We start from the raw sequence: 25,773 nt of genomic DNA on the forward strand, positions 1-25,773 counted from the left end.
GTGGAAAGGGTACCGCGCGGAGGGTGGGCGGGGTGCCCGCCTGGTCAGTCAGCGCGGGCTGTTCAGTCATCGCCGCCTGTTCAGTCATCGCCGCCTCGTCCGCGGCCGCGGCCCTTGCCGCCGTCGTCATCGCCGTCGCCGTTGTTCGCTGCGTCGTTGCCGACCGCAGGAGCCGGGAGGATGGGTTCCTGCTGGCCCGTTCCCGTACCGCCTCCCGAGGTGCCGGAATTGCCCGACGTCCCGGAACCGCTGGAACCGCTGGAGCCGCTGTCCGTGGTCCCGGTGTCCAGGAGAGGTACGTCCGGGAGGGGTGCGTCTGCGACGGGCGCTGGTTCGGGGGCGGGGAGTTCCTCAGTGTCGTCGGTGTCGGTCTCCTCCGGATCGGGTTCTGTGTCCTTTTCCGGATCAGGCTCTTCCGGTTCCTCGGTCGGATCGGCCGGCGGCTCCTCCGGCTGGTCGACCGGTGGATCCGACGGCGTGGACGGGGGTCCTGCGAGGGGTTGCGGCAGGTCGGACGCCGCGGGACCCGCTCCCGACCGCACCAACCGCTCGATCAGCTGCTCCACCCGCTGGAGAATCACGACGGCGCGTTCACCGGTGATGCGCCCTTCCACCTGTGCCGTCCGGACGCGGGCGGCGAGGCCATGCGCCGCGGCGACGGCGTCCGCGGTGTCGCCCCGCGCAGCGAGGACTGCGATCCCCTGCACTTCGGACTGGAGTTCCCGCGCCACCTCCGGCTCGATCTGCGGCGCCGAGCACCCGCTGAACACCAGCCCCGCCGCCACGGCCGCTGCGCACAGGGCGGCACGCATGCTCATGGCTGCACGCTTTCATACAGGCTGTCGAGCAGGGCGCCGGTACTCCCCGGCACGGTGGGCAGCGGGTTCGGGCCCGGCCCCGCCTGCACATCAAAAATGATGAGCAGGACGGCAAGCGTCAACCCCACCAGCACGACGACGACGGCCAGCACCCTGCCGCGCAGCCCGGTTCCAGCGTCCCGGCTTTCCTGGAGGGGGACGTCCGGTTGCGCTCCGCCGGACGCGACCGCTCCTGACATGGGGTGCGCCGCTGACGAGGAGTTCGCGCCAAGCGGCGCGTCTGTCCCAAGCGGCGCATCCGCCCCAAGCGGCGCGCCCGCCCCAAGCGGCGCCTCCGTCCCACTCGGCACCGGCTGCGGGCAGGGAGCGCTGCTCTCGAACGACACCACAACCGGCGTCCGCGGAATGTCCAGCGGCTGCGCGGCGAGGGTCGGAGCGGGAGGTGCCGTCCTCGTCGTTGTTTCGGGTGTCAAGGCAACCGCAGGGAAGCCGGGCGCGTTCAGGCTGCGGACCACCTCGGCGGCGGTGGGCCGGTCCAGCGGGTTGTCCAGCGTCATGGCGGTCAGGAGCCGGTACCAGCCTTCGCCGAAGGAGTCCGGGATGACCGGCGGACGGCTCAGCCGGGCCAGCGCGCTTTCCAGCCCGGTGCCGGGGAACGCGGGTTCGCCGGTGAGGCACTCGATGAGGACCAGGCCGAGTGCGTAGACGTCCGTCGGGGTTCCCACGCGGTCGCCCCGGGCCTGTTCCGGGCTGAAATAGGTGGCGGTGCCGATGAGGCTGCCGGTCGCGGTGACCCTGCTGCTTTCGAAGAACCTGGCGATTCCGAAGTCGGTCAGGAGGAAGCTGAATGAGCCGTCGGTTGCGTCGCCGGCACGGGTGAGCACGTTGGAGGGCTTGATGTCGCGGTGAACTATTCCGCAGCCGTGGATGTACTCAAGGGTGCGGGCAATGTCGCGGGCCGCCGTCGTCGTTCTTTCCGGGGACAGTGCGCCCTCGCGGAGCAGGGATCCCAGGTCCGGGCCCTTGACGTATTCCATGACGAGGTAGGAGGGTTCAAGCCGGATGCACTCGGCGTCCATGTCCAGCACCCGGACCAGGCCGGGGTGGTGGAGGGCAGCCAGCATTCGGGCTTCCGCTGACCCGCGCGCCACGCCCTCGGCGGATCCGCGGCGGAACATCTTGACCGCCACGTCCCGGTGCAGGCGGGTGTCACGCGCGCGGTAGACGTCCGCCATGCCCCCCGCGCCGATGACGCGGTCGAGGACATACCGTCCGCTCGCGAGCGTTTCCTGATCCATGCCCATCCGCTCCCGCTGAAAAATGCTAAGCCTGACAATGATTCTGGCCGAGCGTCCCTGCGGAAAACTTGGGAAGAGGCATCATGCAAAAGGCCCCCGCCCAATCCCCACGGGGATGGACGGGAGCCCTTCAGTTCTGCTGCCTGATCAGGCGATGTTGTTCTCGTAATCGCGGTCGCGGGTCTCCCGGGACAGCCACAGCGCAATGAACGTCAGCACCGCGGCGGCGCTCAGGTAGAGGCCCACGAGGAACGTGCTTCCGTCGGCTGCCTGCCAGAGGGCAATCGCCACGAACGACGCCGGCGCCGCCCCGATCACGCTGGACAGGTTGTACGCCACGGCGGAGCCGGTGTACCGGACGTTCGCGGGGAACAGTTCCGGCAGGATCGCCGCCATGGGCCCGAAGGTCAGGCCCATGAGGATGAAGCCGATGATGAGCAGCGCCATGGCCCCGCTGGTTCCGGCACCGAAGAGCGGCACCCAGGTCAGGCCGAACACGGCGATGCCGGCGGTGACCGCCAGGAGCATCTTGCGGCGGCCGAACTTCTCGGCCAGCGGCCCGGAGACCACGGTGAAGATACCGAAGAAGACGACGCCGATAATCAGCATCCAGAGGAAGTCTCCACGGCTGATGCCCAGTCCCGGAACAAACGCGGCTGCCGCGGCATCGGAATACTCGCGGCCGGCCGCCTCGGCGGCGGTGCGGGCCTGCTCCACCGTGGCCGGGGAGGTTCCGAAGGTCAGGGTGAAGGAGGTCATCAGGTAGAACAGCACGTAGGTGGCGAACATGATGAACGTGCCCAGTGCCAGCGGACGCCACTGCTTGGTGAACACCGCGGCCAGGGGCAGCTTGACTACCTTGCCCTTCTCGATGACCTGCTGGAACGAGAAGCTCTCGATCAGCTTGAGCCGGACGTAGAGGCCTACGATCACCAGGATGGCGCTGGCGATGAACGGTACGCGCCAGCCCCAGGCGAGGAATGCCTCGGTGGGCAGCACAGCGTTGAGAAGGACAAACAGCAGGTTGGCGATGATGAAGCCGATCGGCGCACCGAGCTGCGGGAAGGTTCCGTAGACGGCCCGCTTGCCCTTGGGTGCGTTCTCGGTGGCCAGCAGCGCAGCGCCGCTCCACTCGCCGCCGAGGGCGAGGCCCTGCATGAAGCGCAGGAGGACCAGGATTGCCGGCGCCCAGAAGGACCACCCGGGTACCTGCGCCGTGGGAAGGACACCGATGAGGAAGGTGGCGATACCCATTGTCAGCAGGGAAGCGACCAGGGTGCCCTTGCGGCCGATCCGGTCACCGAAGTGGCCGAAGACGATCGACCCGAGCGGACGCGCGACGAACGCCACGCCGAAGACCGCGAAGGACTGCAGCAGCGCAGTGGCCGGGTCGGAGTTCGGGAAGAAGAGTGCGGGGAACACCAGCACCGACGCCGTGGCGTAGATGTAGAAGTCGTAGAACTCGATGGTGGTGCCGATGAGGCTGGCGAAGATAACGCGACCGCGCGAGTTCAGCGGCTTGGTTGCCTCTGGTTCCACAGTCGATGATGACGATGACATGGATTCTTGCTTTCTATGGACGGCGGTGGGGTGCGGAAATGGCGCCCGGCCGGAGGTGTTTTGTTGCTCTTAATCACAGCACTGTCGCCGAAGCGCGAGATAACCCGTCCACATTGTGGACACTTTCCTGACGAACTTTTGGGCACTTCCGGCGGCTTCCGACGTCGTGGGGTAACCAGAAGTGCCCGAAAGTTCCGGGATAACGGGTGCTCCCGACCGCGGATAGCCGGATGTCACACCGCGTTTACACAGCGACACCTGACTCGAAACGCGCCCTTCCTAGTGTGGCTGTACTGCCCCTCGAACGAAAGGTTAGCCATGAGCGTTGACCGCGCAGTTTCCCCGGAAACGCCCACAACAGCAACAGCACCCGCCGGCGCAGCACTCGTGCACCGGCCCGGCCGCTGGATCGACAACTGGAATCCGGAAGACCGCGGCCAGTGGGAATCAGGCGGTAGGGACATCGCCCGCCGCAACCTCCAGTGGTCCATCGCGTGCGAATTCCTCGGATTTGTTGTCTGGCAGCTCTGGTCCATTGTGGTGGTGTATCTCCCCGCCGCCGGCTTCAACTTCTCCACCGCCGAAATCTTCTGGCTCATCTCGATGCCCAGCCTGGTCGGAGCGACCCTGCGCATCCCCTACACGTTCATGGTGCCGAGGCTGGGCGGCCGGAACTGGACCATCATCTCCGCCCTGCTGCTGCTCATCCCGGCCATCGGGCTCGCGATCGCGGTGGGCAACCCCGAGACGCCGTTCGGGGTCCTCCTCGCCATCGCCGCGCTCGCCGGCTTCGGCGGCGGCAACTTTGCCAGCTCGATGGCGAACATCACCTTCTTCTACCCGGTCCGGGAAAAGGGCTGGGCGCTGGGCCTGAACGCAGCGGGCGGAAACCTGGGTGCCGCCGTCGCGCAGCTGGTGGTTCCGCTGGCCGTCGCGACTGCCGCAGCAGCCACCCTCAACCTGCCGCTGGCGGGCTGGATCTGGGTGCCGCTCATCCTGATCGCGGCATTCGGTGCCTGGAAGTACATGGACAACCTGTCCAGCGCCAGGTCCGACCTCGCCGGCTCCATCGCCGCCCTGCGCGAGCCGCACCTGTGGGTGATGGCGTTCCTGTACATCGGGACGTTCGGCTCGTTCATCGGGTTCTCCGGCGTCTTCCCGAAGCTGATTCTCGACTCCTTCCCGGAGTTCTCCACCTTTGCGCTGGGCCCTGCTGCACTCTCGCTCGCGTTCCTCGGCCCGCTGGTCGGCTCGCTTGCCCGGCCATACGGCGGCCGACTCGCAGACCGCTGGGGCGGCGCACGGATCACGGTCTGCGCGTTCGCCGTCATGGCGCTGGCCGCACTCACCGTGGTGTGGACGCTCCCGCTGGGCAACTTCTGGCTCTTCCTGGGCCTCTTCCTGGTGCTCTTCGCGGCCGCCGGGTCCGGCAACGGCTCCACCTACCGGATGATCCCGGTGATCTTCGCCCTCCGTGGACGGTCGATGAGCACCATGAGCACCGGCCGCAAGGCTGCCGCTGCGCTGGGGCTCATCTCCGCGATCGGCGCCTACGGCGGCTTCGTCATTCCGCAGGTGCTGAACGCGTCCAAGGGTGCCACCGGCTCGTACGACGCCGCGTTCTACGGATTCGTCGGCGCCTACGCCCTGATGCTGGTAGTGACCTGGTTCTTCTACCTCCGCCGCAGCACCTCAAGCGTGGGGCACGTCTGAGATGTGCGGTTCCGCTTCGGCTACAGCTACCCATTGCCCGTACTGCGCCCTGCAGTGCGCCATGACACTCACCTCCACCGGCCCAGAGTCCGTGGAGGTGAGCGGCCGGGACTTCCCCACCAACCGGGGTGGTCTCTGCCGCAAGGGGTGGACGTCCACGGAGCTGCTGAAGCACCCTGACCGCGTGCGTGAGCCGCTTCTGAAGGACGACGACGGTGTGCACCGCCCGATCTCCTGGGACCGTGCGCTGGAAATCATCCGGGACCGGGTCCTGGCGACCCGGTCCCGGTACGGGGCGGACGCGGTGGGAGTGTTCGGCGGCGGCGGTCTCACCAATGAGAAGGCCTACCTGCTGGGGAAATTCGCCCGCCTTGCCCTCGGCACGTCCCGGATCGACTACAACGGGCGGTTCTGCATGTCCTCGGCGGCGGCTGCAGGGAACCGCGCGTTCGGGGTGGACCGGGGCCTGCCGTTCCCGCTGGCGGACCTCGGCTCGGCGCGCACCATACTTCTGCTGGGCTCAAACACCGCGGACACCATGCCGCCGTTTGTCCACCACCTGCAGGGCGCGCGGGACGCCGGCGGCCTGATCGTCGTCGACCCGCGCCGCTCCGCCACCGCCGAGCTCACGTCCGAGGGCCGCGGCCGGCACCTGCAGCCTGCCCCGAAGACGGATCTGGCGCTGCTGCTCGGGATCACCCACGTGGTGATCATGGACGGCCTCGCGGACCGCGCCTACGTGGAGAATCGGACCCACGGGTATGACGCCGTTGCCCGGAGCGTGACCCCTTGGTGGCCGGAGCGTGTCCAGGCGATCACGGGCGTGCCCGCGCAGCTCATCCGCGAAACCGCACACCGCCTCGCCGAACCCGGTGGCACCTACATCCTCACCGGACGCGGCGTCGAGCAGCACGCCAACGGCACGGACACCGCGACCGCCGCCATCAACCTCGCGCTCCTGCTCGGGCTGCCCGGAACGCCGGGCAGCGGCTACGGCACCCTCACCGGCCAGGGCAACGGCCAGGGCGGGCGGGAACACGGGCAGAAGGCGGACCAGCTTCCCGGCTACCGCAAGATCACCGACCCCGCGGCCCGGGCGCACGTCGCCGGTGTCTGGGGAGTGCCTGAGTCTCTCATCCCCGGACCCGGTGTTCCCGCCGTCGAACTCCTGGCCTCGCTGGGCCGGCCCGGCGGCGTGCGCTGTCTCTTTGTGCACGGCGCCAACGTGGTGGTCTCCGCACCGAACGCGTCCACTGTGCTGGAGGGACTGCGCGCACTCGATTTCCTTGTTGTGTGCGACTTCTTCCTCTCCGAGACCGCCGCCGAAGCGGACCTCGTGCTGCCGGTGCTGCAGTGGGCGGAGGAGGAAGGCACCATGACCAACCTCGAGGGCCGCATCCTCCGCCGCCGCGCAGCGGTGACCCCTCCCCCGGGCGCGCGCAGTGAACTGTGGATCATGGCGCGGCTGGCGGAGCTGCTGGAGGCGCCGTCGTCGTTCTCTGACGACCCCGAAACCGTGTTCACCGAGCTTCGGGCGGCGAGCGCGGGCGGCCTCGCGGACTACTCCGGCGTGGATTACGCGATGCTCGATCGGGAACTGCTCGACGAGGGACTGCCCAACGGCGGTGCAGGCGCCTACTGGCCGTACCCGGCGGGCAGCAACGGGACGCCGCGGCTGTTCCTCGACCGCTTCGCCCATCCAGACGGGAGGGCGGTGCTGCATCCGGTGGCGCCGTCGTCGTCGGTTTCTGTTCCTTCCGATGGACGGCTGGCGCTGGCCACCGGCCGGTTGCTGGAGCATTACCAGTCCGGGACGCAGACTCGGCGGGTGGGCGACCTCCTGGCGACCAGCAACGCGCAGGTGCTGCAGATTCACCCGGTGACGGCAGCCGGTCTGGGCATCGCCGACGGCGCCGAGGTGGAGGTCAGCAACGAACGCGGAACGGTTTTTGCCCGCGCTGAGCTGTCGGGTGCCATCCGGCCCGACACGGTGTTCCTGTCCTTCCACTTCCCCGGGGCGGGCAACGCGAATGTGCTGACCTCGTCCGAGACGGATCCTGTGTCCGGGATGCCCGAATTCAAGACCACGCGGGTGTCGGTGCGCGTGCACCGGACCGCAGAGATCGAGGCGGTGGCTGTATGACTTCATCCGAACGTGTTGTGGTGGTGGGTTTCGGTCCGGTTGCGGCCCGGTTCATCGACGTGTTGGAGCCTTCGCTGGCCTACGGTGCGGTGCAGCTGACCGTTATCGGGTCCGAGCCGGAGGCCGCCTACAACCGTGTGCTGGTGGCCGACGTCGGAGTGGGGCGGACCTCGCCCTCGGCGATTGCGCTCAGCGACGCCGCGCGCCTCGCCTCCCTCGGCGCCGAGGTGCTGCTGGGTTCGGGGGTGCGGCGGATCGACCGTGCGCGGCGCCAGGTCCAGCTCGACGACGGCACGGTCCGCCCGTACGACAGGCTGGTCCTGTGCACCGGCGCGCGCCCCGTGATCCCTTACCTTGCGGGGCTGAACCCCGACCCGCTGCACCCCACGCTTCCTGCCGGCGTGACGGCGTTGCGTGACCTGGCGGATGCACGTTCGCTGCGTTCCGTCGTCGAGCGCCGCGGCGACGTGGTGATCCTGGGCGGCGGCATCCTCGGGCTGGAGGCGGCATCGGCCGCGGCCGAGGAGGGCGCGCGGGTGACCGTGGTTCACCATGGCGACTACCCGCTGGCCCGCAGCATCGACGATGGCGGCGGCCGGGTCCTGGCCTCGGCGCTCCGTTCGCAGGGCGTGCGGCTGGTGTCCGGGGCAAAGGCTGTGGCGCTTGAGCACTCCGACGGCGGTGCCTTCACGGCCCTGCGGCTCGACGACGGCCGGCTGGTCTCCGGAGACCTGCTAGTGCTCTCCTGCGGCGTGCGGCCGCGGGTTGAGCTGGCCGAGGGTGCGGGGCTGCCGGTGGATACCGGGATCCTCGTGGGCCACTCCCTGCAGGCGCACCACGACGAGCACATCTACGCGATCGGCGACTGCGCCGAGGTGCGCTGCACGTCCGTCGGGTGCGCCGACTGCCAAGGGAACACTGCTCCGTCCGGGTTGATCGGACCGGGGTGGAAGCAGGCCGAGTGGCTGGCGGAGGCTTTCGCGGGGGCGTTGGGGGCCGACGCTGCCGGGCCGTCCGGGTCTGTCGAGCCGCTGGGTTCTGACTTCTCCTCCACAGGTGCGCGCTATGTGGAGGCCGCCCTTCCGCCGGTTCTCATGCTGAAGGCGCGCGGGCTGGACGCGGTGGTGGCCGGCGACGTGTCCGCGGACCCATGGGCCGCGCAGGAGGACGGCACCGCCGTCGCGCTGTGGGCCGATCCGCAGCAGGGCAGCTACGCGAAGATGGTCACGCGCGGCGGGGTGCTGCAGGGCTTGGTGTGCGTGGGTCTCCCCCGGGCCGCTGCGGAACTGGTGCTTCTGTTCGAGAGCGGTGCGGTGCTGCCTGCGGACCGGTCGGCCCTGCTGCGACTGGATGGCGCGGAAGCGGCGGCGGCGCCGTCGTCGTTGGCTGCCGACCCGGCGGGCATTGTCTGCCGGTGCGCGGGGGTGAGCCGGGGCAGCATCGAGCAGGCCGCCGTCGTCGGCTGTTCGAGTGTGGCGGAGGTGTCTGCGTCCACGAGGGCGGGTACCGGCTGCGGCGGCTGCCATTCGGATATCCGCGCGATCATCGAGCAGCACTTCGAGCACCACCCCGCCTCGGTGTAGTGCCGGCTGCCTGGGCCTCGCGCAGGCGGACATGTACAGGCAAGCGGGCCACTTCCCCCGGGTACTGCGAGCCAAACGGCGTGTCGTCTGGCGACACGCCGGGGAATGAACAACGACGCCATAAGAACCCGGGGAATCCGGCCCACCTTTCATCGGATGACCCGCCCCGAAAGCACAGCGCTCACCTGCTCCAGGACGGCTTCCTGATTGAACATGATGTCCTCATAGCTGTACCGCAGCACGAGGTATCCCCCGATGATCGCCGCGTTGTTGCGCTGCAGGTCCCTGCGGAGTGCCCGACGGTCGGAGTGGTACGCGGCGCCGTCTACCTCAACGACCACAAAGCCTTCGAGCAGAAAGTCCACCCGGCCCACGCCGGGGATGGGGACCTGGGTCTCAACGTGGAAGCCGGCGCTCCTGAAGAGTATCCGGGCAACAACCTCGATGGCGGACTCGGCGCACCCTGTCACCAGGTTCAGAGCGGCACGTGCCCGCCCATTGCGGTCTCCGCGCAGGCGCTCGAGCAGGAATGGCCGCACAGTGTCTCCACGCCGGATGGAACACTCCACCAGGACGGCCGCTTCCACGGGAGGAAGGCACTGAAGCGCGTGAACCAGCACATCAGGAATCCCGACGAGCGGCAGGTACTCATGTGCGGGGACGGTGCGTTGGCGGTGATTCGCGTAATCCCGGCTGTGGCCATGCAGGCAACTGAGGTGCGGCCGCGCCGGCGGGTTCAGCAGCCAGAGCCCGTAGCGTCCTGCGGCGGAGGCGCAAGTCAGTAACCCGTTGTTCAACACGGCCGCGGAGAAATCTTCCGGCGCTCCCGGCAGCGCCAGAACACCCGCACGAAGACGAAGAACCTCTCCGCGGGCCACCGAGTTGGCGATCTGCCGCTTGCTAAGCCCTCGTTCCCGGAGCACCTGGGTACGTGCCACCGCACCCACTCCACGAAGTACCTCCACCACTTCCACCCGCCAAGTCCAACCGAGACTTGGCGGATGGAGCAGGGGCTATCGCGTTATGTGCACAACCCGAGGGTTTCTCACGGCTTGTGGAGGGGCGTTCGCCGTGCACCCGGACCATATTCCCCAGGTACTGGCCAGCAAAGTGCGTGTCGCGCCCCGACACGCCGAGGGATGGACAACGACGCCACAAGAACCTGGGGAATCTGGCCCGCGGGGTCGCAAACGAGAAGCTAGTGCACGTGCAGGCGCCGCGCCGCCTCCGAGATGGACCCGGTCAGCGACGGGTACACCGTGAACGTGTTGGCGACGTCGTCCACGTGAAGCTTCCTCGTGACGGCGAGCGCCAGCGGGAAGATGAGCTCGGACGCACGCGGGGCAACCACCACGCCGCCGATCACCGTACCCGAGCCCTTGCGCGCGATGATCTTCACGAAGCCGTCCTTGACGTTCATCATCTTGGCCCGGGCGTTGGTGCTGAGGGAGAGCTTGAAGACGTCGCCCTGGTACTTGCCGGACTCGACGTCGGCCTCTGACACACCCACCGACGCAATCTCCGGCGCCGTGAAGATGTTCGAGGCGACCTGCTTGAGTTTCAGCGGCGTCACGGTGTCCCCCAGCAGGTGCGCCATGGCGATGCGGCCCTGCATGGCGGCCACCGACGCGAGCGCAAGGACGCCCGTGCAATCGCCGGCCGCGTACACGTTCGGCGACGTGGTGCGGGAAACGCCGTCCACCTTGATGTGCCCGGACTCGGTGAGTGCCACGCCGGCTTCCTCCAGCCCGATGCCGGCCGTATTCGGAATGGCGCCGACCGCAACGAGGCAGTGGCTCCCGTCCACGGTCCGCCCGTCGGAAAGGGTCACCCGTACGCCGTCGCCGCGGCGCTCCACTCCTGCGGCCCGGGACTTCGACAGCACGGTCATGCCGCTGGACCGGAAGACGTTCTCCAGCACCTCGGCGGCATCGGCGTCCTCGCCGGGCAGCACGCGGTCACGGCTGGAAACCAGGGTCACGTCCGCACCGAGCCCGTGGTACGCCGACGCGAACTCCGCGCCTGTCACACCGGAGCCGATCACGATCAGGTGCTCGGGCACCTCCGTGAGGTTGTACACCTGCTTCCAGTTGAAGATCCGCTCACCGTCAGGGACGGCGCTCGGAAGTTCCCGCGGGTGCGCGCCGACGGCCAGGAGGATGGCGTCCGCCTCGATGATGCTGGTCCCGGAGTCCGTCTCGACCTCAAGCCGGTGATCGTCCAGCAACTTCCCCGAACCGATGATGATGGTGACTCCGGCCCGCTCCAGCGCCGATGAAATGTCCTTCGACTGGTCCACCGCGAGGTCCAGCAGCCGCTGGTTCACCTGCGTGAAGTCGGCGTATGCGGCCGAGGAGTCCGCGAACTTCACGCCGAGATTGTGGGCGTTCGCCACGCGCGCCATGGTGTCCGCGGTGGCGATCAGCGTCTTGGACGGCACGACGTCGGTGAGCACCGCGGAGCCGCCGAGCCCGTTCCGCTCGACAATGGTGACCGTGGCCCCCAGCGAGGCGGCCACCATGGCGGCCTCATAGCCGCCCGGACCTCCCCCGAGAATCGCGATGCGGAGGGCGCTGAAATCCAGTTGACTCGTCACACCTGCCATTCTGTCCTATCCGACACCACCCCTCAAACGCCGATCAGGTGGAACACAGGGCATACTGCCGGTAGGTTGGACCGGGTGATTGACGAATCCCCGACGGACCCGTTTGCCCTTGCCCGCGCCGCAGCGGACTACATTGCACAGAAGACGTCCGTGGCGTCCCACGACATCGCGCTGGTCCTGGGTTCCGGCTGGGGTGAAGCCGCTGAACTGATCGGCGAGACCACCGCCACCCTGCAGGCACCGGACATCCCGGGATTCGCGGCCCCCGCGGTCGAGGGCCATGTCGGCACCGTCCGGTCCATCCTCACCCCCTCCGGCAAACGCGCCCTCGTGCTCGGCGCGCGCACCCACTACTACGAGGGCCGCGGCGTCCGCGCAGTGGTCCACGGTGTCCGCACCGCCGCCGCCGCGGGCGCAAAGACACTGGTCCTCACCAACGGCTGCGGCGGTTCGCAGGAACAGTGGGCGCCCGGCACCCCGGTCCTCATCAGCGACCACATCAACCTCACGGCTGCGTCGCCGCTGGAGGGCGCCACCTTCGTGGACCTCACCGACCTCTACTCCGCGCGGCTCAGGAAGCTCGCCCGCGAGGTGGATCCCAGCCTCGACGAGGGCGTCTACGCCCAGTTCACCGGCCCGCACTATGAGACGCCGGCCGAGGTACAGTACGCAAAGCGGATCGGTGCGGACCTCGTCGGCATGTCCACCGCACTCGAGGCAATCGCCGCCCGCCACGCCGGCATGGAGGTCTTCGGCATGTCCCTTGTCACCAACCTGGCCGCGGGAATCAGCCCGGTTCCCCTCAGCCACGCCGAAGTCCTGGAAGCCGGACAGGCCGCAGGACCGCGCATCTCCCGGCTCCTCGCCGACATCATCGGCAGGCTCTGACCATGGACCTCTTCACCCGGGCCCGCGAATGGGCCGCCCAGGATCCGGATTCCGAGACCCGCGCGGAGCTGGAAGACCTCCTCACACGCGCAATGAACGACGACGACGCCGGCCAGGCCGCTGCCCTGCAGCAGCTTGAGGACGCCTTCAGCGGTCCGCTGGTTTTCGGGACGGCCGGCCTGCGTGCCGCGCTGGGCCCCGGCCCCAACCGCATGAACCGGGTGGTGGTGAGGAGTGCCGCGGCCGGCCTGGCTGCCCACGCGCTCAACCTGGCGGACGGCGCCTACGCGCCGCGCGCCGTCGTCGGCTTCGATGCGCGCCGCAATTCGCGTATCTTCGCGGAGGAAACCGCCGCCATCTTCACTGCGGCGGGCCTCCAGACCTTCCTGATGCCCAGTGAACTTCCGACGCCGGTGCTTGCCTATGCGGTCCGCGCACTGGAGTGCGAGGTCGGCGTCATGGTGACGGCAAGCCACAACCCGCCCGAAGACAACGGGTACAAGGTGTACCTCGGGGGCCGCGCGGTGGAGGACAATGCCCGCGGCGTGCAGATTGTCGCCCCGCATGATGCGCAGATCGCCGAGCAGATCGCTGCGGTCACCGGGGTTCGGCTCGCCGAGTCCGGCTGGAACGTCCTGCCCGAGAGCATCGAGACCGACTACGTCGCCTCGGTCACCGCCCTCGCGGACGGAGACGCCTACCCCGCCCGGGACCTCTCGATTGTGCTGACGCCGCTGCACGGCGTCGGCGGGCGCACCGCGCAGCAGGTTCTGGCGTCGGCCGGGTTCGACACGGTGCAGGTAGTGAAGGAACAGGCCGAACCGGACGCCGCGTTCCCCACGGTGGAGTTCCCCAACCCGGAGGAACCGGGCGCGCTGGACCTCGCACTGGCAGCGGCGGCTGACCTGGACGCTGACCTGGTCCTGGCCAACGACCCCGACGCCGACCGCATGGCTGCCGCCGCCAAGGACCCCGCGACCGGCGAGTGGCGGATGCTGCGCGGTGACGAGACCGGCGCCCTTCTCGGCCTGCATCTCGCCGCGAGGCTGGGCGAGGACGAGAAACATGACGCGGTATTCGCCAACTCGGTGGTCTCGTCCCGGCTGCTCGGCCGGATCGCCGAGGCGTCCGGGATCACCCATGTCCAGACGCTCACCGGGTTCAAGTGGATCTCCCGCGTCCCGGATCTCACCTACGGCTACGAGGAAGCGCTGGGTTACTGTGTGGCGCCCAACCTCGTGCGTGACAAGGACGGACTGTCCGCCGCCCTGCTGTTGGCCGAGCTCGCCGCCGCCTGCAAGGCCGAGGGGAAGACGCTCTTTGACCTGCTCGATGAGCTGGCGCTCGTGCACGGGCTGCACGCCAGTGATCAGCTCTCGGTGCGGGTAGGCAGCCTGGGGCTGCTGGGAGCGATGATGAACCGCCTGCGTGAGGCACCGCCGTCGTCGTTTGCGGGTTCCGATGTGGTGATCGCGGAGGATCTGGCGGAGGGAACCAGCCTGCCGCCCACGGACGGGCTGCTCTATGTCACCCGGGATGACACGCGGGTGATCATCCGTCCCAGCGGCACCGAACCCAAGCTCAAGTGCTACCTCGAGGTCATCGAACCCGTCGATTCCGCCGCCGAACTGACGGAGGCGAAAACAACAGCGCGGACCAGGCTTGACGCCGTGATCCGCGATGTTGAGGAAGCGCTCGGGCTCTAGACGAGCACCTCCGCGTTGAGTTGGCAGGACACGCCGTAAATAGGCGCCCATAAGGGGTGTGTCCTGCCAACTCAACGCCGGGGTTAAACGCCGGGGTGAGAGGAGCCCAACGCGAGGGCTAGACGAGCACCTCCACTTTCCCGTCGATAACCCGCGTGGGGAAGCTGCGCAGAGCCGTCCCAATTCCCGACACGGGCTCGCCGGAATCCAGGAAGTAAACCTCCTTGTGGAGGGGCGAGGTGATGGTGAAGCGCTGCCCCCGGGAGCCCACGATGCCGCGCGCCATCACCTGGGATCCGCTGACCGGGTCCCGGTGGGAGACCGCGAACACCGTCGATGAGTCCACCCGGAACAGCGCAACCTGCCGTCCGTGGATGAGCGCGGCCTCGCCCCAGCAGAGCTCGAGGTCCGCCAGGCGGCAGATCGGATACCAGGCACCGTCGAGCCGTGCGGCAGGTACGTCCTGGGCGGGTGCGTAATCGAGTTGCAGAGTCATGCGTGTCCCCTTTGGTTGGAACTTGTGGTCGGAACTGAGTGGTTGGACCGGGATGGTTGCCTGCACTCGACGCTACGAACACCGCGTTACACCTTCCCGCCCGAAGTGTTGCGGGCGCGTAAAACGCACCTCACCGAGGGTCCGGCCGGGGGTGAGTGTGAAGTTAATCTTCGTTTACATAAGGGAAATCACCGGGCAACTGGGCGTCCGTACGCTCGATACCAGAGTGCGGAGAACTACTCCCAGCGCGAAAGGTGTCCCTTATGAATACGCAAAAGATCCTCGTCGTCGGCGGCGGCCCGGCTGCCCACCGCTTCGTCGAAGCGATGGCGGCCCGCGGCCTGGACGGCTTCACCGTCACCGTCCTCACCGAGGAGACCTGGCTGCCGTATGACCGGGTTGCGCTCAGCCAGGCACTGCTCGACGACGTCGACCTCACCCTCGGCGAGCCAACCATGTGGGACCACCCCGCGATCACGCTGGCCACCGGGTCCCGCGCCGTCTCCCTGGACCGGGAAGCCCGCACGGTCACCACCGAGGCCGGCGAGATCCACTCCTACGACCAGCTGGTCCTGGCCACCGGCTCCAACGCCGCCCGCCTTCCCTTCCCGGGCATGGATGCCGCGCATGTCTACCGAACGGTCGACGACGTCCGCACCCTCCGCGCGGAAGTCACCCGCCTGACGGAAGAGCATGGGCGCACTATTGACGCCGTCGTCATCGGCGGCGGCCTGCTGGGCCTCGAAGCGGCCGGCGGCATGCAGTCCCTCGGCGCGAAGGCGGCGGTCATCAACGGTGCACCGTGGCTCATGAACACCCAGCTGGACGAGGGCGCCGGGCAGGCACTTGACCGGCTCATCACCGCCAAGGGGCTTACAGTCCACGGCGGCGTCTTCCCTTCCGAGTTTGTGGTGGAGGACGGCCGGATGACCGGCGTGGACATGGCCGACGGACGCCGTATCCCGGCCGACCTCGTGGTGGTCGCGATCGGCGTCCGGGCCCGGGACGAGCTCCCCCGTGACGCCGGAATGACCATGGGCCCGCGCGGCGGCGTGGTCATCGACGACGCCTGCGCCACCGAGGATCCGAGCATCTGGGCCATCGGCGAGGTCGCCTGCTTCGAGGGCATGTGCCTGGGCCTCGTGGCACCGGCGAACACCATGGCCGAGATCGTCGCAGACCGGCTGCACGGGGGCACCGCCACCTTCCCCGGCTTCGACACCGCCACCAAGCTCAAGCTCTCCGGCGTGGAGGTTGCCAGCTTCGGCGATGCCTTCGCGAAGACCGAGCACAGCCTCGAGATCGTCTACGCTGATCCGGCCCGCGGCCTCTACCAGAAGCTCGTGGTCACCGATGATGCCAAGACCCTCCTCGGCGGCATCTTCGTCGGCGACGCCTCCCCGTACACCGCACTCCGGCCGCTCCTCGGCCGCGAGCTGAGCACCGAGCCCGGCGCGTACCTGTCCGCGGCCGGCGGCGGCGAGGCACCGGACACCGAACTGCCCGACGACGCCATCCTCTGCTCCTGCAACAACGTCTCCGCCGGGTCCATCCGCGACGCCGTCAACGGCTGCGGCACCTGCGAGGGCTCCGAGCCGGTCCGCGAGCTCAGCCCGCTGAAGGGCTGCACCAAGGCCGGCACCGGCTGCGGCTCCTGCGTGCCGATGCTCAAGAAGCTCCTCGAGGGCGAGCTGAAGAAGAGCGGCATCGAGGTCTCCAAGGCCCTCTGCGAGCACATCACCATGTCCCGCCCCGAACTCTTCGAGGCCGTCCGGGTCCTGGAGCTCGACAGCTTCGAGGGCATCATCGAACGCTTCGGCATCCCGGAGGCCGGTGTGCTCGGCTGCGACATCTGCAAGCCCGTCATCGCCTCCATCCTCGCCTCGCAGCGCGCCGAGTACGTGCTCGACGGCGGCCGCGGCATCCTGCAGGACACCAACGACCGCGCCCTCGCCAACATGCAGAAAAACGGCACCTACTCGGTGGTGCCGCGTATCCCCGGCGGCGAGATCACCCCGGAGAAATTGGGCGTGATCGCGAAGGTGGCGCAGGACTTCAACCTGTACACCAAGATCACCGGCGGCCAGCGCATCGACATGTTCGGCGCCCGGCTGGAGGAGCTTCCCGAGATCTGGAAGATCCTCGTCGAGGCCGGCTTCGAGTCCGGCCAGGCCTACGGCAAGAGCCTGCGCACCGTGAAGTCCTGCGTCGGATCCACCTGGTGCCGGTTCGGCGTCCAGGACTCGGTGGCCATGGCCATCAACCTGGAGCTGCGCTACCGCGGCCTGCGCAGCCCGCACAAACTGAAGTTCGGCGTCTCTGGCTGTGCCCGCGAGTGCGCCGAGGCCCGCGGCAAGGACGTCGGCATCATCGCCACGTCGGACGGCTGGAACCTGTACGTCGGCGGCAACGGCGGCGCGACGCCCGCCCACGCGCAGCTGCTCGCCAAGGACCTCGACGACGACACCCTCATCCGCTACATCGACCGCTACCTCATGTACTACATCCGCACCGCCGACCGGCTGCAGCGCACCGCGGCCTGGCAGGCAGAGCTCGACGGCGGCCTGTTGCACGTTGAGGACGTCATCATCAACGACTCCCTCGGCATCGCCGAAGACCTTGAGTCAGCGATGGCCCGTCACATCGACAACTACGAGGACGAGTGGGCCGCCACCCTGAAGGACCCCGAGCGGCTGCGCCGGTTCCGCTCCTTCGTCAACGCACCGCACGAGAAGGACGACTGGATCGCCAACGTTCCCGAGCGCGGCCAGATCCGCCCGGCCACCGAGGAGGAACGCGCCGCCGCGCAGGCAGGTACCGGTCCGGTGTTGCTCGGCGCCGGCATCCCCGTCCGCCCGGGCATGTCGAAGGATCTGGAGGCCGCAGAATGACCACCTCAGCTGGCACCGAACTCACCCTCGACTGCGCCGGACTGACCGTCCTCATTGCAGGCACGACGGCGGCCGCCCGCCGCACAGTGCGCCGCTACAGTGCCGGCGGCGCGACCGTCCGCCGCATTGCGGCGCCGGAGCAGTTCCATCCGCGGCTGCTGGACGCGGTGAGCCTCGCCGTGGTGGTGGACGGTCCGTCCACGGACGGCCCTTTCACAGATGGCACTCTCATCAGGCACGACGACGGCGGTTCCGTCAGTGGGGACAGCTGGGCACCGCTGCGCGAGGCGTGCCGCGAGCGCCGGATCCTCACCTCGTCGGAGGAACCCGCCGCGGTGGGCGGCCGGGTCACCCTGATCGGCGGCGGTCCGGGTGTGGAGGACCTCCTCACGGTGCGGGCAAAGCAGGCGCTGCGGGAGGCCGACGTCGTACTTTATGACCGGCTGGGACCGTACCGGACACTGGCGCAGCTGGCGCCCGGCGCGGAACTGATCGATGTTGGAAAGACGCCCGGGCACCACCCCGTGAGCCAGACGGACATCGAGAAGCTGATGGTCGCGAAGGCCCGCGAGGGACACCATGTGGTCCGGCTGAAGGGCGGCGATCCGTTCGTGTTCGGCCGCGGCGGCGAGGAGGTCAACACCTGCACCGCCGAGGGCATCCCGGTCACTACGGTGCCTGGGATCAGCAGCTCCATCGCCGTGCCGGCCGCTGCGGGCATCCCGGTAACGTACCGCGGGGTGGCCCACGCGTTCACCGTCATCTCAGGTCATCAACCGCTCACGGAGCAGGAGCTTGAGGCACTGGCGAAGCTCGGCGGCACTATCGTGGTCCTGATGGGAATCGGCACGCTTCCGCAGTTGACGTCCGGCCTGCGCCGGGCGGGGCTGGCGTCCACCGTGCCCGTGGCGATCGTGGAGAAGGGGTACAGCCCCGAACAGCGGACCACCGTGACGAACCTCGGGGAAGCCGTGACCGCTGCCGGCCTGGCGCGCTGCACCTCTCCCGCCGTCGTCGTGATCGGTGAGGTGGTGCGGCAGCACCGGGATTTTTCCAGCACGCTTGAGCAGGTCCTGACGCCTCCGATGGTGGCGTCATGACGGTGTCAGGTGCTGGCGCATCCGATGGTGGCGTCATGACGGTGTCGGCGCGGGTGACAGGCGCTGGCGCCTCCGATGGTGGCGTCATGCCAGTGTCGGCGCCGGTGACACGTCCTGACGCCTCCGATGGTGGCGTCGTGACGGCGGCGCCCCTGACCGCGCCGGTGGCTACCGACGCTTCGGCGGTTTCGGCTGACGGATCGCTGGCCGGATTCCGGATCGGGGTGACCTCGGACCGCCGCTCGGGTGACCTGATTGACGCCCTCGAGCGGCGCGGCGCCAGGGTGCTGCACGCGCCGGCGCTGAAGATCGCCCCGGTTGCCGCTGACCTGCCGCTGATCGAGGACACCCGCAGGATCATCGCGGCCCGGCCGGACTACGCCGTGGTCACCACCGCGTACGGGTTGCGCCGCTGGTCCGAGGCTGCGGATGCCGCGGGGGTAGGCGACGCGCTGCTGGACGTGCTTGGGACGTCGAAGATCTACGTGCGCGGACCCAAGGCCCGCGGAGCCGTGCGAGCGGCCGGGCTGACGGATGTCGGAATCAGCCACGATGAGACCACGGCGTCGCTGGTGAACATGATGCTCGGGCTCGACCTGCGGGGAAAGACCGTCGCGGTCCAGCTCCACGGCTACACCGATTACCGTCAGCTGGACCGGTTGCGGCAGGCCGGTGCCTCCGTCCTGACCGCGACGCCGTACCGCTGGGTCAAGCCCGCCGGTTCGGACCAGCTGCCCCGGCTCATCGAAACCGTCTGCAACGGCGGGCTCGATGTCGTCACGTTCACCAGTGCGCCGGCCGTCGACGCGGTGCTGAGTACGGCCTCGGAGATGGGCTGCCGGGAGGAGTTCGTGCAGGCGCTGCGCGGGCCGGTGGCGGCCGCCGTCGTCGGGCCGGTGACCGCCCAACCGCTGGTGGAGGCGGGTATCTCGCCGCTGATTCCGGAGCGGTACCGGATGGGCGCGCTGATCCGGCTGGTGTGTGAATACCTCGGCCAGCACCGGGTGCTGCAGTATCCGAGCCGTTACGGGCTGATCGAGCTGCGCGGGAAGAACCTGCGGATCGACGGGAACGCCGTGGAGCTGGCGCCGGCTCCGATGAGCCTTTTCCGGGCACTGGTCGAGGCCAACGGCGCGGTCCTGTCCCGCGAGCAGCTTGTCGGGGTGCTGCCCGGTGACGCCGGTGAACATGCCCTCGACATGACGATCAGCCGCTTGCGGAAGTCCCTGCCGGAGCCGAACCTGGTGGGGACGGTCATCAAGCGCGGGTACCGGCTGCAGATCTAACCCGCGTTGAGTTGGCAGGACACACCCCTTATAGGCGGGGATTAACGGCGTGTCCTGCCAACTCAACGCAAGGGGGATCCCGCAGGGGGTTCAGCGCAGAGGGGGTTCAGCGCAGAGGGGGTTCAGCGCAGGAGGTGCGCCGCCCTGCGGATCGCCTCCGTGAGCCGGTTGAGGCGCTCCGAGTTCAGGGTCCAGGTCTGCCAGTACAGCTGCACATTTTCTTCGGCATCTTCCTCCAGCAGCACCAGGGTGCCGTCCGTCAGATCAGCCTCCAGCTGCAGCTCGGGGATCATGCCCCAGCCCAGGCCGGCGCGAAGGGCTGCGAGGAAGCCCTCGGAGGACGGAATGAGGTGCCGCGGCGGGGGCTGGCTGACGCCGCGGGCCTGCAGGAACCGCTGCTGCAGGTCATCCTTGGCGTTGAACTGGATCATCGGCAGGCGGGTGAAGTCGGCGCCGCCGTCCTTCCGGAACCGCCGGTGCAGGTCCGGCGTGGCCACGGGCAGGTAGCGCATGGAGCCGAGGAGTTCCGCGCGGCAGCCGTTGACCGGCGCCGGGTCGGAGGTGATAGCACCGAGAACGTCACCCTGGCGGAGGAGCCTGCTGCTGTGGTCCTGGTCCTCGACGCGCAGGTCCAGCGTGGTGTCCGCCCATCCCGCCGCTTCCCCCAGCACGGGCACAAACCAGGTGGCCAGCGAATCGGCGTTGACGGCCACCGGGGTGACGGTCCGGGCCGCAACACCCTGGCCCAGCGCCGCACGGGTCTCCGCCTCGATGAGCTGTACCTGCCGGGCCATGCGCAGCAGCACTGATCCTGCCTCCGTCGGCGTGCAGGGTGTGCCCCGGCGCACCACCACCTGGCCCACCGACGCTTCGAGCGCCTTGATGCGCTGGCTGACGGCCGAGGGCGTGACCCGCAGAACGTCGGCGGCACCCTCGAAGGACTCCTCGTCGATGATTGCCGCCAGGGCCCGCAGCTGTTCGAATTGCATGAAGCAAATCTAATGCATCTTGCAATTCTTTTGTTTGTCTACATCCGGTGCGCTGGCTACCGTTGACGCCATGCTGAGTATCTGGGGCACCGGCCTCCTCACCGGGCTCGCCCTCATCATCGCCATCGGAGCACAAAACGCCTTTGTGCTGCGCCAGGGCATCCGCCGGGAACACGTGGGCGTTGTGGTGGCGCTCTGCATCGTCAGTGACGCGCTCCTGATCCTCGGCGGCACAGCCGGAATCGGCGCGCTCGTGTCCCGTTTCCCCGTTGCACTGGCCCTCCTGCGCTGGGGCGGCGCCGCGTACCTGACGTGGTGGGCCGTCCGGTCCTTCAGGTCCGCCTTCAAACCGGCGGCCCTCACGGCCGAGGCACCGCGCAGCCGGGGGTCCGTGGTCGCCACCACCCTCGCGCTGACCTATCTCAACCCGCACGTCTACCTGGACACTGTGGTGCTCCTGGGCAGCCTGGCCAACCAGCAGGAAAACGGGACGCGGTGGGTGTTCGCGGCCGGCGCCGTCGTCGGCAGCATTCTCTGGTTCTGTGCTCTCGGTTACGGTGCCCGCGCACTGTCCGGAGTGCTCAACAGTCCGCGTACCTGGCGGGTGGTGGACTGCGTCATCGGCGTGGTGATGCTGGGCCTCGCCATCAAGCTGATTCTGGGGTGAACCGCGGCGCAGCATCGGCCCGCGCCGAACGATAGAGTTAGGGAAACACGCCACGCATCAGACACGAGGAGACTCATGGCACACCCGGTACGCCAACCGCGCGAAAAGCGCCCGACCCACTCCGGCGATGGACACCTGCTGACCAACATCGTCGCCTTCGCGGTGATGTTCATTCTCTTTGCGCTGTCGATCTACTCGCTGACGTTCTTCGAGAAGACCAACGTCTGGCCGTTTGCGGTGTGTCTCACACTCTTCTTCCTGGCGTTCTGGATTCCCCAGACCATCCTCGGCCGGTCCGACACCGGACCGCGGATGGCGAAGGGCGACCGCAAGGCCTGAATCCGGCAATTGGTCGACTGGGGGTCCGCTGTGCGGGCCCCCAGTCGCGTCTGCGGGCGCACCCGGCCCGAATGTTACGCAGTGTGACAGAGGGGAATAAGTGTGCGCCGTCGACTGCTGGAATGGATAGCTGCCCGCACCCGGGCATCCCATTCACAGCGTAAAAGGATATCCCCATGATTTCTCGCCGTCTTCCGCTGCTCGGCGCCGCGACCGCCATCCTCCTTGCGGTTGCCGGTTGCGGTTCATCAGCCTCCTCCGACACCGCGTCCGAAGGCGCCTCCGAGTCCACCGGCGGCACCACCCTCGCTGAGATTCAGGAGTCCGGTGTACTGACCGTCGGAACCGAAGGCACCTACAAGCCCTTCACCTTCCACGAGGGCGGCGCCGGCGAGCTGACCGGCTACGACGTCGAGGTCATCACCGCCGTCGCGGAGAAGCTCGGCGTTGAGGCTGAGTTCGAGGAGACCCAGTGGGACGCCATCTTTGCCGGGCTTGAGGCAGGCCGCTTCGACGTCATCGCCAACCAGGTCTCCATCACCCCGGAGCGCGAGGAAACCTACTCGTTCTCCGTGCCGTACACCTACAGCAACGGCGTCATCGTGACCTCGGCTGACAACAGCGAGATCACGTCCTTCGAGGATCTCGAGGGCAAGACCACCGCGCAGTCGCTCACCAGCAACTGGTACGAGCTGGCCGAGGAAAGCGGCGCCGAGATCGAGGCCGTTGAGGGCTGGGCGCAGTCCGTCACCCTCCTCGAGCAGGGCCGCGTGGATGCCACGATCAACGATGAGCTGACCTTCCTCGACTACCAGAAGTCCACCCCGAACGAGAACATCAAGATCGCCGCGGAGACCGAGGAGCAGTCCCGCAGCGCGCTGGCGTTCCCTCAGGGCAGCGATGACCTGGTCGAGGCCGTCAACTCGGCCCTGGAGGAGCTGCGCGAAGACGGCACGCTGGCCGAGATCTCCGAGAAGTACTTCGGCGAAGACGTCAGCGCAGAATAACCACCACGACGACGACGGCGGGCACCTTCACGGGCGCCCGCCGTCAGTCTGTGCGGACACCCGTTACCCGCCCACCTTCGATAGCGTAGGAACTCATGGACATTGACTGGGATCTCGCCCTGACCTCACTCTGGCCGCTGGTCCAGGGCGGGCTCACCGGCACCATTCCGCTGTCGCTGGCGTCGTTCGCTTTCGGCCTGATGCTGGCCCTGCTCGTGGCGCTCATGCGGCTCAGCGCCAACCGGCTGGTGTCCGGAATCGGCCGGGCGTACGTGTCGGTGATCCGCGGTACGCCACTGCTGGTTCAGCTGTTCGTCATTTTTTACGGGTTGCCCTCGATCGGGCTGACCATCGACCCATGGCCGAGTGCGATCATCGCGTTCTCGCTCAACGTGGGCGGTTACGCGGCCGAGATCATCCGCGCCGCCATCCTGTCCGTCCCCCGCGGGCAGTGGGAGGCCGGGCACACCATCGGCATGTCCCGCACACTGGCGCTGCGGCGGATCATCCTCCCGCAGGCGGCCCGGGTGTCGGTCCCGCCGCTGTCGAACACCTTCATTTCACTGGTGAAGGACAGCTCGCTGGCGTCACTGATCCTCGTCACCGAGCTGTTCCGCCAGGCCCAGGAGATCGCCGCGTTCAGCCAGCAGTTCATGCTGCTCTACATTGAGGCCGCGGCCGTGTACTGGGTCTTCTGTCTTGTCCTCTCGGCTGGACAGTCCCGACTGGAGAAGAGGCTGGACCGCTATGTCGCCCACTGATGTGCTGAAAGTCGAGGGGCTGCGGAAGTCCTTCGGGGACAACGAGGTGCTCCGCTCGATCGACCTCTCGGTTGCCTCCGGTGGCGTGGTCGCGCTGGTGGGCCCCTCCGGCTCCGGCAAGACCACCGTGCTGCGCTCCCTGAACGGGCTGGAAATTCCCGACGCCGGCCGGGTCACCTTCGAGGGCGGTCCCGCCGTAGACTTCGGCAGCAACGTGCCGAAGCGCCAGCTCATGGCCCTGCGCGACCGCAGCGCCATGGTGTTCCAGCACTACAACCTCTTCCCCCACATGACGGTGCTGGAGAACGTGATCGAGGGACCGGTGCAGGTCCAGCGGCGCCCCCGGGCCGAGGCCGTGCGTGACGCCGAGGACCTGCTGCGCCGCGTCGGCCTCGCGGAGAAAAAGGACCAGTACCCGCATGAGCTCTCCGGCGGACAGCAGCAGCGCGTGGGCATTGTCCGGGCGCTGGCGCTGAAGCCGACGCTGCTGCTGTTCGACGAGCCGACGTCCGCACTGGATCCGGAGCTCGTGGGCGAAGTGCTCTCCGTCATCAAGGAGCTGGCCGACGAGGGCTGGACCATGGTCCTCGTCACCCACGAGCTCGCGTTCGCCCGCGAGGTGGCCACCGAGGTGGTGTTCATGGACGGCGGCGTGGTGGTTGAGCACGGTCCGCCCGAGAAGGTGCTGCGCAACCCGTCCGAGGAGCGGACCAGGCGTTTTGTGCACCGCCTCCTCCACCCCTTCTAGGCGGGTTCTTCAACCCTGGGCCCGTTAATCCCACTGAGTGGCGCGTTCCAGTGGGAACGAACCGTTCCTTCCCGCTGGGCGTAGCAGCTCAATGGGACCGGCGGCGGCTAGGCTCGATGCCATGGACCACACAGTAAGCCTGACCCGGCACGTCAACGCTTCCCCGGAAAAGGTCTGGGCTGTTATCACCGACATTCCCGCCTCGGCCGACACCCTCTCAGGCGTCAACCGGATCGAGATGCTCAGCGACGGCCCCTACGGCGAGGGAACCCGCTGGAAGGAAACGCGCACCATGATGGGCCGCTCCGAGACCGTGGAAATGTGGGTGTCGCAGGCGGATCCGCCCCGCAGTACCACGGTGAAGGCACTCCAGGGCAAGGCCGACTACACCTCCCGAATGACCCTCACCGAGCGCGACGGCGGCACGGACCTGACCATGACCTTCGGCGCCGAGATGGTCGATCCCTCGCGGGCCACCAAAATCGCGATGGCGCTCTTCGGGAAGCTCGGCCTGCTCGCCACGCGCAAGGCCCTCGCGAAGGACCTCGCGGAAATCGCGGCGAAGGCGGAGTCGCTCTAGCTGTATTGCCCTGAGAGGTTGGTGACGCGGCTGGCTGGTGGCTGACCTTTGAGTGAGGTGTGGCCTCGGTGGTGATTGTAATGATGCAGCCAGGCCGGAAACGCGGCAACACGCTCGGCTTCTGACCGGTAGGTGGTGGCATAGGCCCACTCTTCGAGTATGGTGCGGTTGAAGCGTTCGACCTTACCGTTGGTCTGCGGCCGGTAAGGGCGGGTGCGCTTGTGTTTGATGCGGGGTCCGAGGGCGTCGGCGAAGGCACGGGATCGGTATCCATTGCCGTTATCGGTCAGGACTCGCTGGACGGTGATCCCGCGAGACTCGAACCAGGTGTTGGCGCGGTTCCAGAACGCGGCCACGGTTTCCTTCTTCTCATCGGTGAGGATCTCGGAGTAGGCAAAGCGTGAGTAATCGTCGACGGCGTTGTGAATGAAGTGATACCCGGGGCGGCGGTTGCGCTGGGTGCCGACCTTGTTGCGGCGCCCGGCGGCCCTGCCGAGGGCTTTGTGCCCTCCGCCGTCGGGGATCCTCCCGAGCTTCTTGATATCCACGTGCACGAGCTCCCCGGGCGCGGCGTGTTCGTAGCGGCGGATGACCC

The 25,773-nt window shown here is 68.1% G+C and carries 22 protein-coding genes; 14 read left to right on the forward strand and 8 right to left on the reverse strand.

Going from position 1 to position 25,773, the window contains the following annotated elements:
* Nucleotides 1-80: 80 nt before the first annotated feature.
* From BLS52_RS07170 to BLS52_RS07180, 3 genes are all read right to left on the reverse strand, one after another.
* Complete coding sequence (locus BLS52_RS07170; RefSeq protein WP_090585470.1) at nucleotides 81-818, reverse strand: hypothetical protein; 738 nt, start codon at nucleotides 816-818, stop codon at nucleotides 81-83.
* A complete protein-coding gene (locus tag BLS52_RS07175; protein WP_175460105.1) occupies nucleotides 815-2,116 on the reverse strand; it encodes a serine/threonine-protein kinase in 1,302 nt (433 codons plus the stop codon). Before BLS52_RS07175 ends, BLS52_RS07170 begins: the two co-directional genes overlap by 4 nt.
* A gap of 147 nt (nucleotides 2,117-2,263) precedes the next feature.
* Entirely contained in the window at nucleotides 2,264-3,676 is a 1,413-nt protein-coding gene (locus tag BLS52_RS07180; protein WP_026544728.1) for an MFS transporter, read from the reverse strand.
* A 318-nt stretch (nucleotides 3,677-3,994) separates the two neighbouring features.
* Here BLS52_RS07180 and BLS52_RS07185 point away from each other — a divergent pair, with 318 nt between their 5' ends.
* From BLS52_RS07185 to BLS52_RS07195, 3 genes are read left to right on the forward strand one after another with little or no spacing between them, the layout of a single operon-like run.
* A complete protein-coding gene (locus BLS52_RS07185; protein ID WP_090585474.1) occupies nucleotides 3,995-5,389 on the forward strand; it encodes an MFS transporter in 1,395 nt (464 codons plus the stop codon).
* 1 nt (nucleotide 5,390) lies between these two features.
* A complete protein-coding gene (locus BLS52_RS07190; RefSeq protein ID WP_090585476.1) occupies nucleotides 5,391-7,532 on the forward strand; it encodes a molybdopterin oxidoreductase family protein in 2,142 nt (713 codons plus the stop codon).
* A complete protein-coding gene (locus tag BLS52_RS07195; RefSeq protein WP_090585478.1) occupies nucleotides 7,529-9,115 on the forward strand; it encodes an FAD-dependent oxidoreductase in 1,587 nt (528 codons plus the stop codon). Before BLS52_RS07190 ends, BLS52_RS07195 begins: the two co-directional genes overlap by 4 nt.
* Nucleotides 9,116-9,264: 149 nt before the next feature.
* Here the strand turns inward: BLS52_RS07195 and BLS52_RS07200 are convergent, their stop codons facing one another.
* Nucleotides 9,265-10,053 carry an endonuclease domain-containing protein gene (locus BLS52_RS07200; protein ID WP_175460106.1) on the reverse strand — a complete coding sequence of 263 codons (789 nt, stop codon included), beginning with the start codon at nucleotides 10,051-10,053 and terminating at the stop codon, nucleotides 9,265-9,267.
* Nucleotides 10,054-10,313: 260 nt separating this feature from the next.
* Nucleotides 10,314-11,711, reverse strand: a complete 1,398-nt coding sequence (locus BLS52_RS07205; RefSeq protein ID WP_090585535.1) for an NAD(P)H-quinone dehydrogenase — start codon at nucleotides 11,709-11,711, stop codon at nucleotides 10,314-10,316.
* Between the two features lie 84 nt (nucleotides 11,712-11,795).
* Between BLS52_RS07205 and BLS52_RS07210 the strand changes: the two genes are divergently transcribed.
* Together BLS52_RS07210 and BLS52_RS07215 are read left to right on the forward strand one after the other, a co-directional pair.
* Entirely contained in the window at nucleotides 11,796-12,608 is an 813-nt protein-coding gene (locus BLS52_RS07210; RefSeq protein ID WP_090585482.1) for a purine-nucleoside phosphorylase, read from the forward strand.
* Nucleotides 12,609-12,610: 2 nt separating this feature from the next.
* The gene (locus BLS52_RS07215; RefSeq protein ID WP_090585484.1) at nucleotides 12,611-14,314 is read left to right on the forward strand and encodes a phospho-sugar mutase; all 1,704 of its coding nucleotides are present in this window, start codon (nucleotides 12,611-12,613) and stop codon (nucleotides 14,312-14,314) included.
* Nucleotides 14,315-14,432: 118 nt separating this feature from the next.
* Here BLS52_RS07215 and nirD read toward each other — a convergent pair whose 3' ends face one another.
* Nucleotides 14,433-14,810, reverse strand: coding sequence for a nitrite reductase small subunit NirD (gene nirD, locus BLS52_RS07220; RefSeq protein ID WP_026544735.1), 378 nt, complete (start codon nucleotides 14,808-14,810; stop codon nucleotides 14,433-14,435).
* 263 nt (nucleotides 14,811-15,073) lie between these two features.
* Between nirD and nirB the strand changes: the two genes are divergently transcribed.
* From nirB to BLS52_RS07235, 3 genes are all read left to right on the forward strand, one after another.
* A complete protein-coding gene (gene nirB / locus BLS52_RS07225) occupies nucleotides 15,074-17,701 on the forward strand; it encodes a nitrite reductase large subunit NirB (RefSeq protein WP_090585486.1) in 2,628 nt (875 codons plus the stop codon).
* Complete coding sequence (cobA, locus tag BLS52_RS07230) at nucleotides 17,698-18,801, forward strand: uroporphyrinogen-III C-methyltransferase (RefSeq protein WP_090585488.1); 1,104 nt, start codon at nucleotides 17,698-17,700, stop codon at nucleotides 18,799-18,801. The genes nirB and cobA overlap by 4 nt, the downstream gene beginning before the upstream one ends.
* Before the next feature lie 86 nt (nucleotides 18,802-18,887).
* A complete protein-coding gene (locus BLS52_RS07235) occupies nucleotides 18,888-20,087 on the forward strand; it encodes a uroporphyrinogen-III synthase (protein ID WP_090585537.1) in 1,200 nt (399 codons plus the stop codon).
* A gap of 122 nt (nucleotides 20,088-20,209) precedes the next feature.
* On the opposite strand, the gene BLS52_RS07240 is transcribed toward BLS52_RS07235, so the two are convergent.
* On the reverse strand, nucleotides 20,210-21,076 hold the full coding sequence (locus BLS52_RS07240) for a LysR family transcriptional regulator ArgP (protein WP_090585490.1): 867 nt from the start codon (nucleotides 21,074-21,076) through the stop codon (nucleotides 20,210-20,212).
* Nucleotides 21,077-21,146: 70 nt separating this feature from the next.
* Here BLS52_RS07240 and BLS52_RS07245 point away from each other — a divergent pair, with 70 nt between their 5' ends.
* From BLS52_RS07245 to BLS52_RS07270, 6 genes are all read left to right on the forward strand, one after another.
* On the forward strand, nucleotides 21,147-21,743 hold the full coding sequence (locus BLS52_RS07245) for a LysE/ArgO family amino acid transporter (RefSeq protein WP_090585539.1): 597 nt from the start codon (nucleotides 21,147-21,149) through the stop codon (nucleotides 21,741-21,743).
* A gap of 75 nt (nucleotides 21,744-21,818) precedes the next feature.
* The gene (locus BLS52_RS07250) at nucleotides 21,819-22,082 is read left to right on the forward strand and encodes a hypothetical protein (RefSeq protein WP_051470659.1); all 264 of its coding nucleotides are present in this window, start codon (nucleotides 21,819-21,821) and stop codon (nucleotides 22,080-22,082) included.
* Between the two features lie 176 nt (nucleotides 22,083-22,258).
* Nucleotides 22,259-23,089 (forward strand): amino acid ABC transporter substrate-binding protein, encoded by an 831-nt coding sequence (locus BLS52_RS07255; protein ID WP_090585492.1) that lies wholly within the window; start codon nucleotides 22,259-22,261, stop codon nucleotides 23,087-23,089.
* A gap of 95 nt (nucleotides 23,090-23,184) precedes the next feature.
* A complete protein-coding gene (locus tag BLS52_RS07260) occupies nucleotides 23,185-23,850 on the forward strand; it encodes an amino acid ABC transporter permease (protein ID WP_173400909.1) in 666 nt (221 codons plus the stop codon).
* The gene (locus tag BLS52_RS07265) at nucleotides 23,837-24,598 is read left to right on the forward strand and encodes an amino acid ABC transporter ATP-binding protein (protein WP_090585494.1); all 762 of its coding nucleotides are present in this window, start codon (nucleotides 23,837-23,839) and stop codon (nucleotides 24,596-24,598) included. Before BLS52_RS07260 ends, BLS52_RS07265 begins: the two co-directional genes overlap by 14 nt.
* 121 nt (nucleotides 24,599-24,719) lie before the next feature.
* A complete protein-coding gene (locus BLS52_RS07270) occupies nucleotides 24,720-25,178 on the forward strand; it encodes an SRPBCC family protein (protein ID WP_090585496.1) in 459 nt (152 codons plus the stop codon).
* Here BLS52_RS07270 and BLS52_RS07275 read toward each other — a convergent pair.
* Nucleotides 25,175-25,773 (reverse strand): IS481 family transposase (locus tag BLS52_RS07275; RefSeq protein WP_139186234.1); only part of this gene is annotated, 599 nt, incomplete at its 5' end. The genes BLS52_RS07270 and BLS52_RS07275 overlap by 4 nt on opposite strands.

Origin of the sequence: Arthrobacter subterraneus, from assembly GCF_900099735.1 — a bacterium.
In the GTDB taxonomy this organism is placed as follows: domain Bacteria; phylum Actinomycetota; class Actinomycetes; order Actinomycetales; family Micrococcaceae; genus Arthrobacter_D; species Arthrobacter_D subterraneus.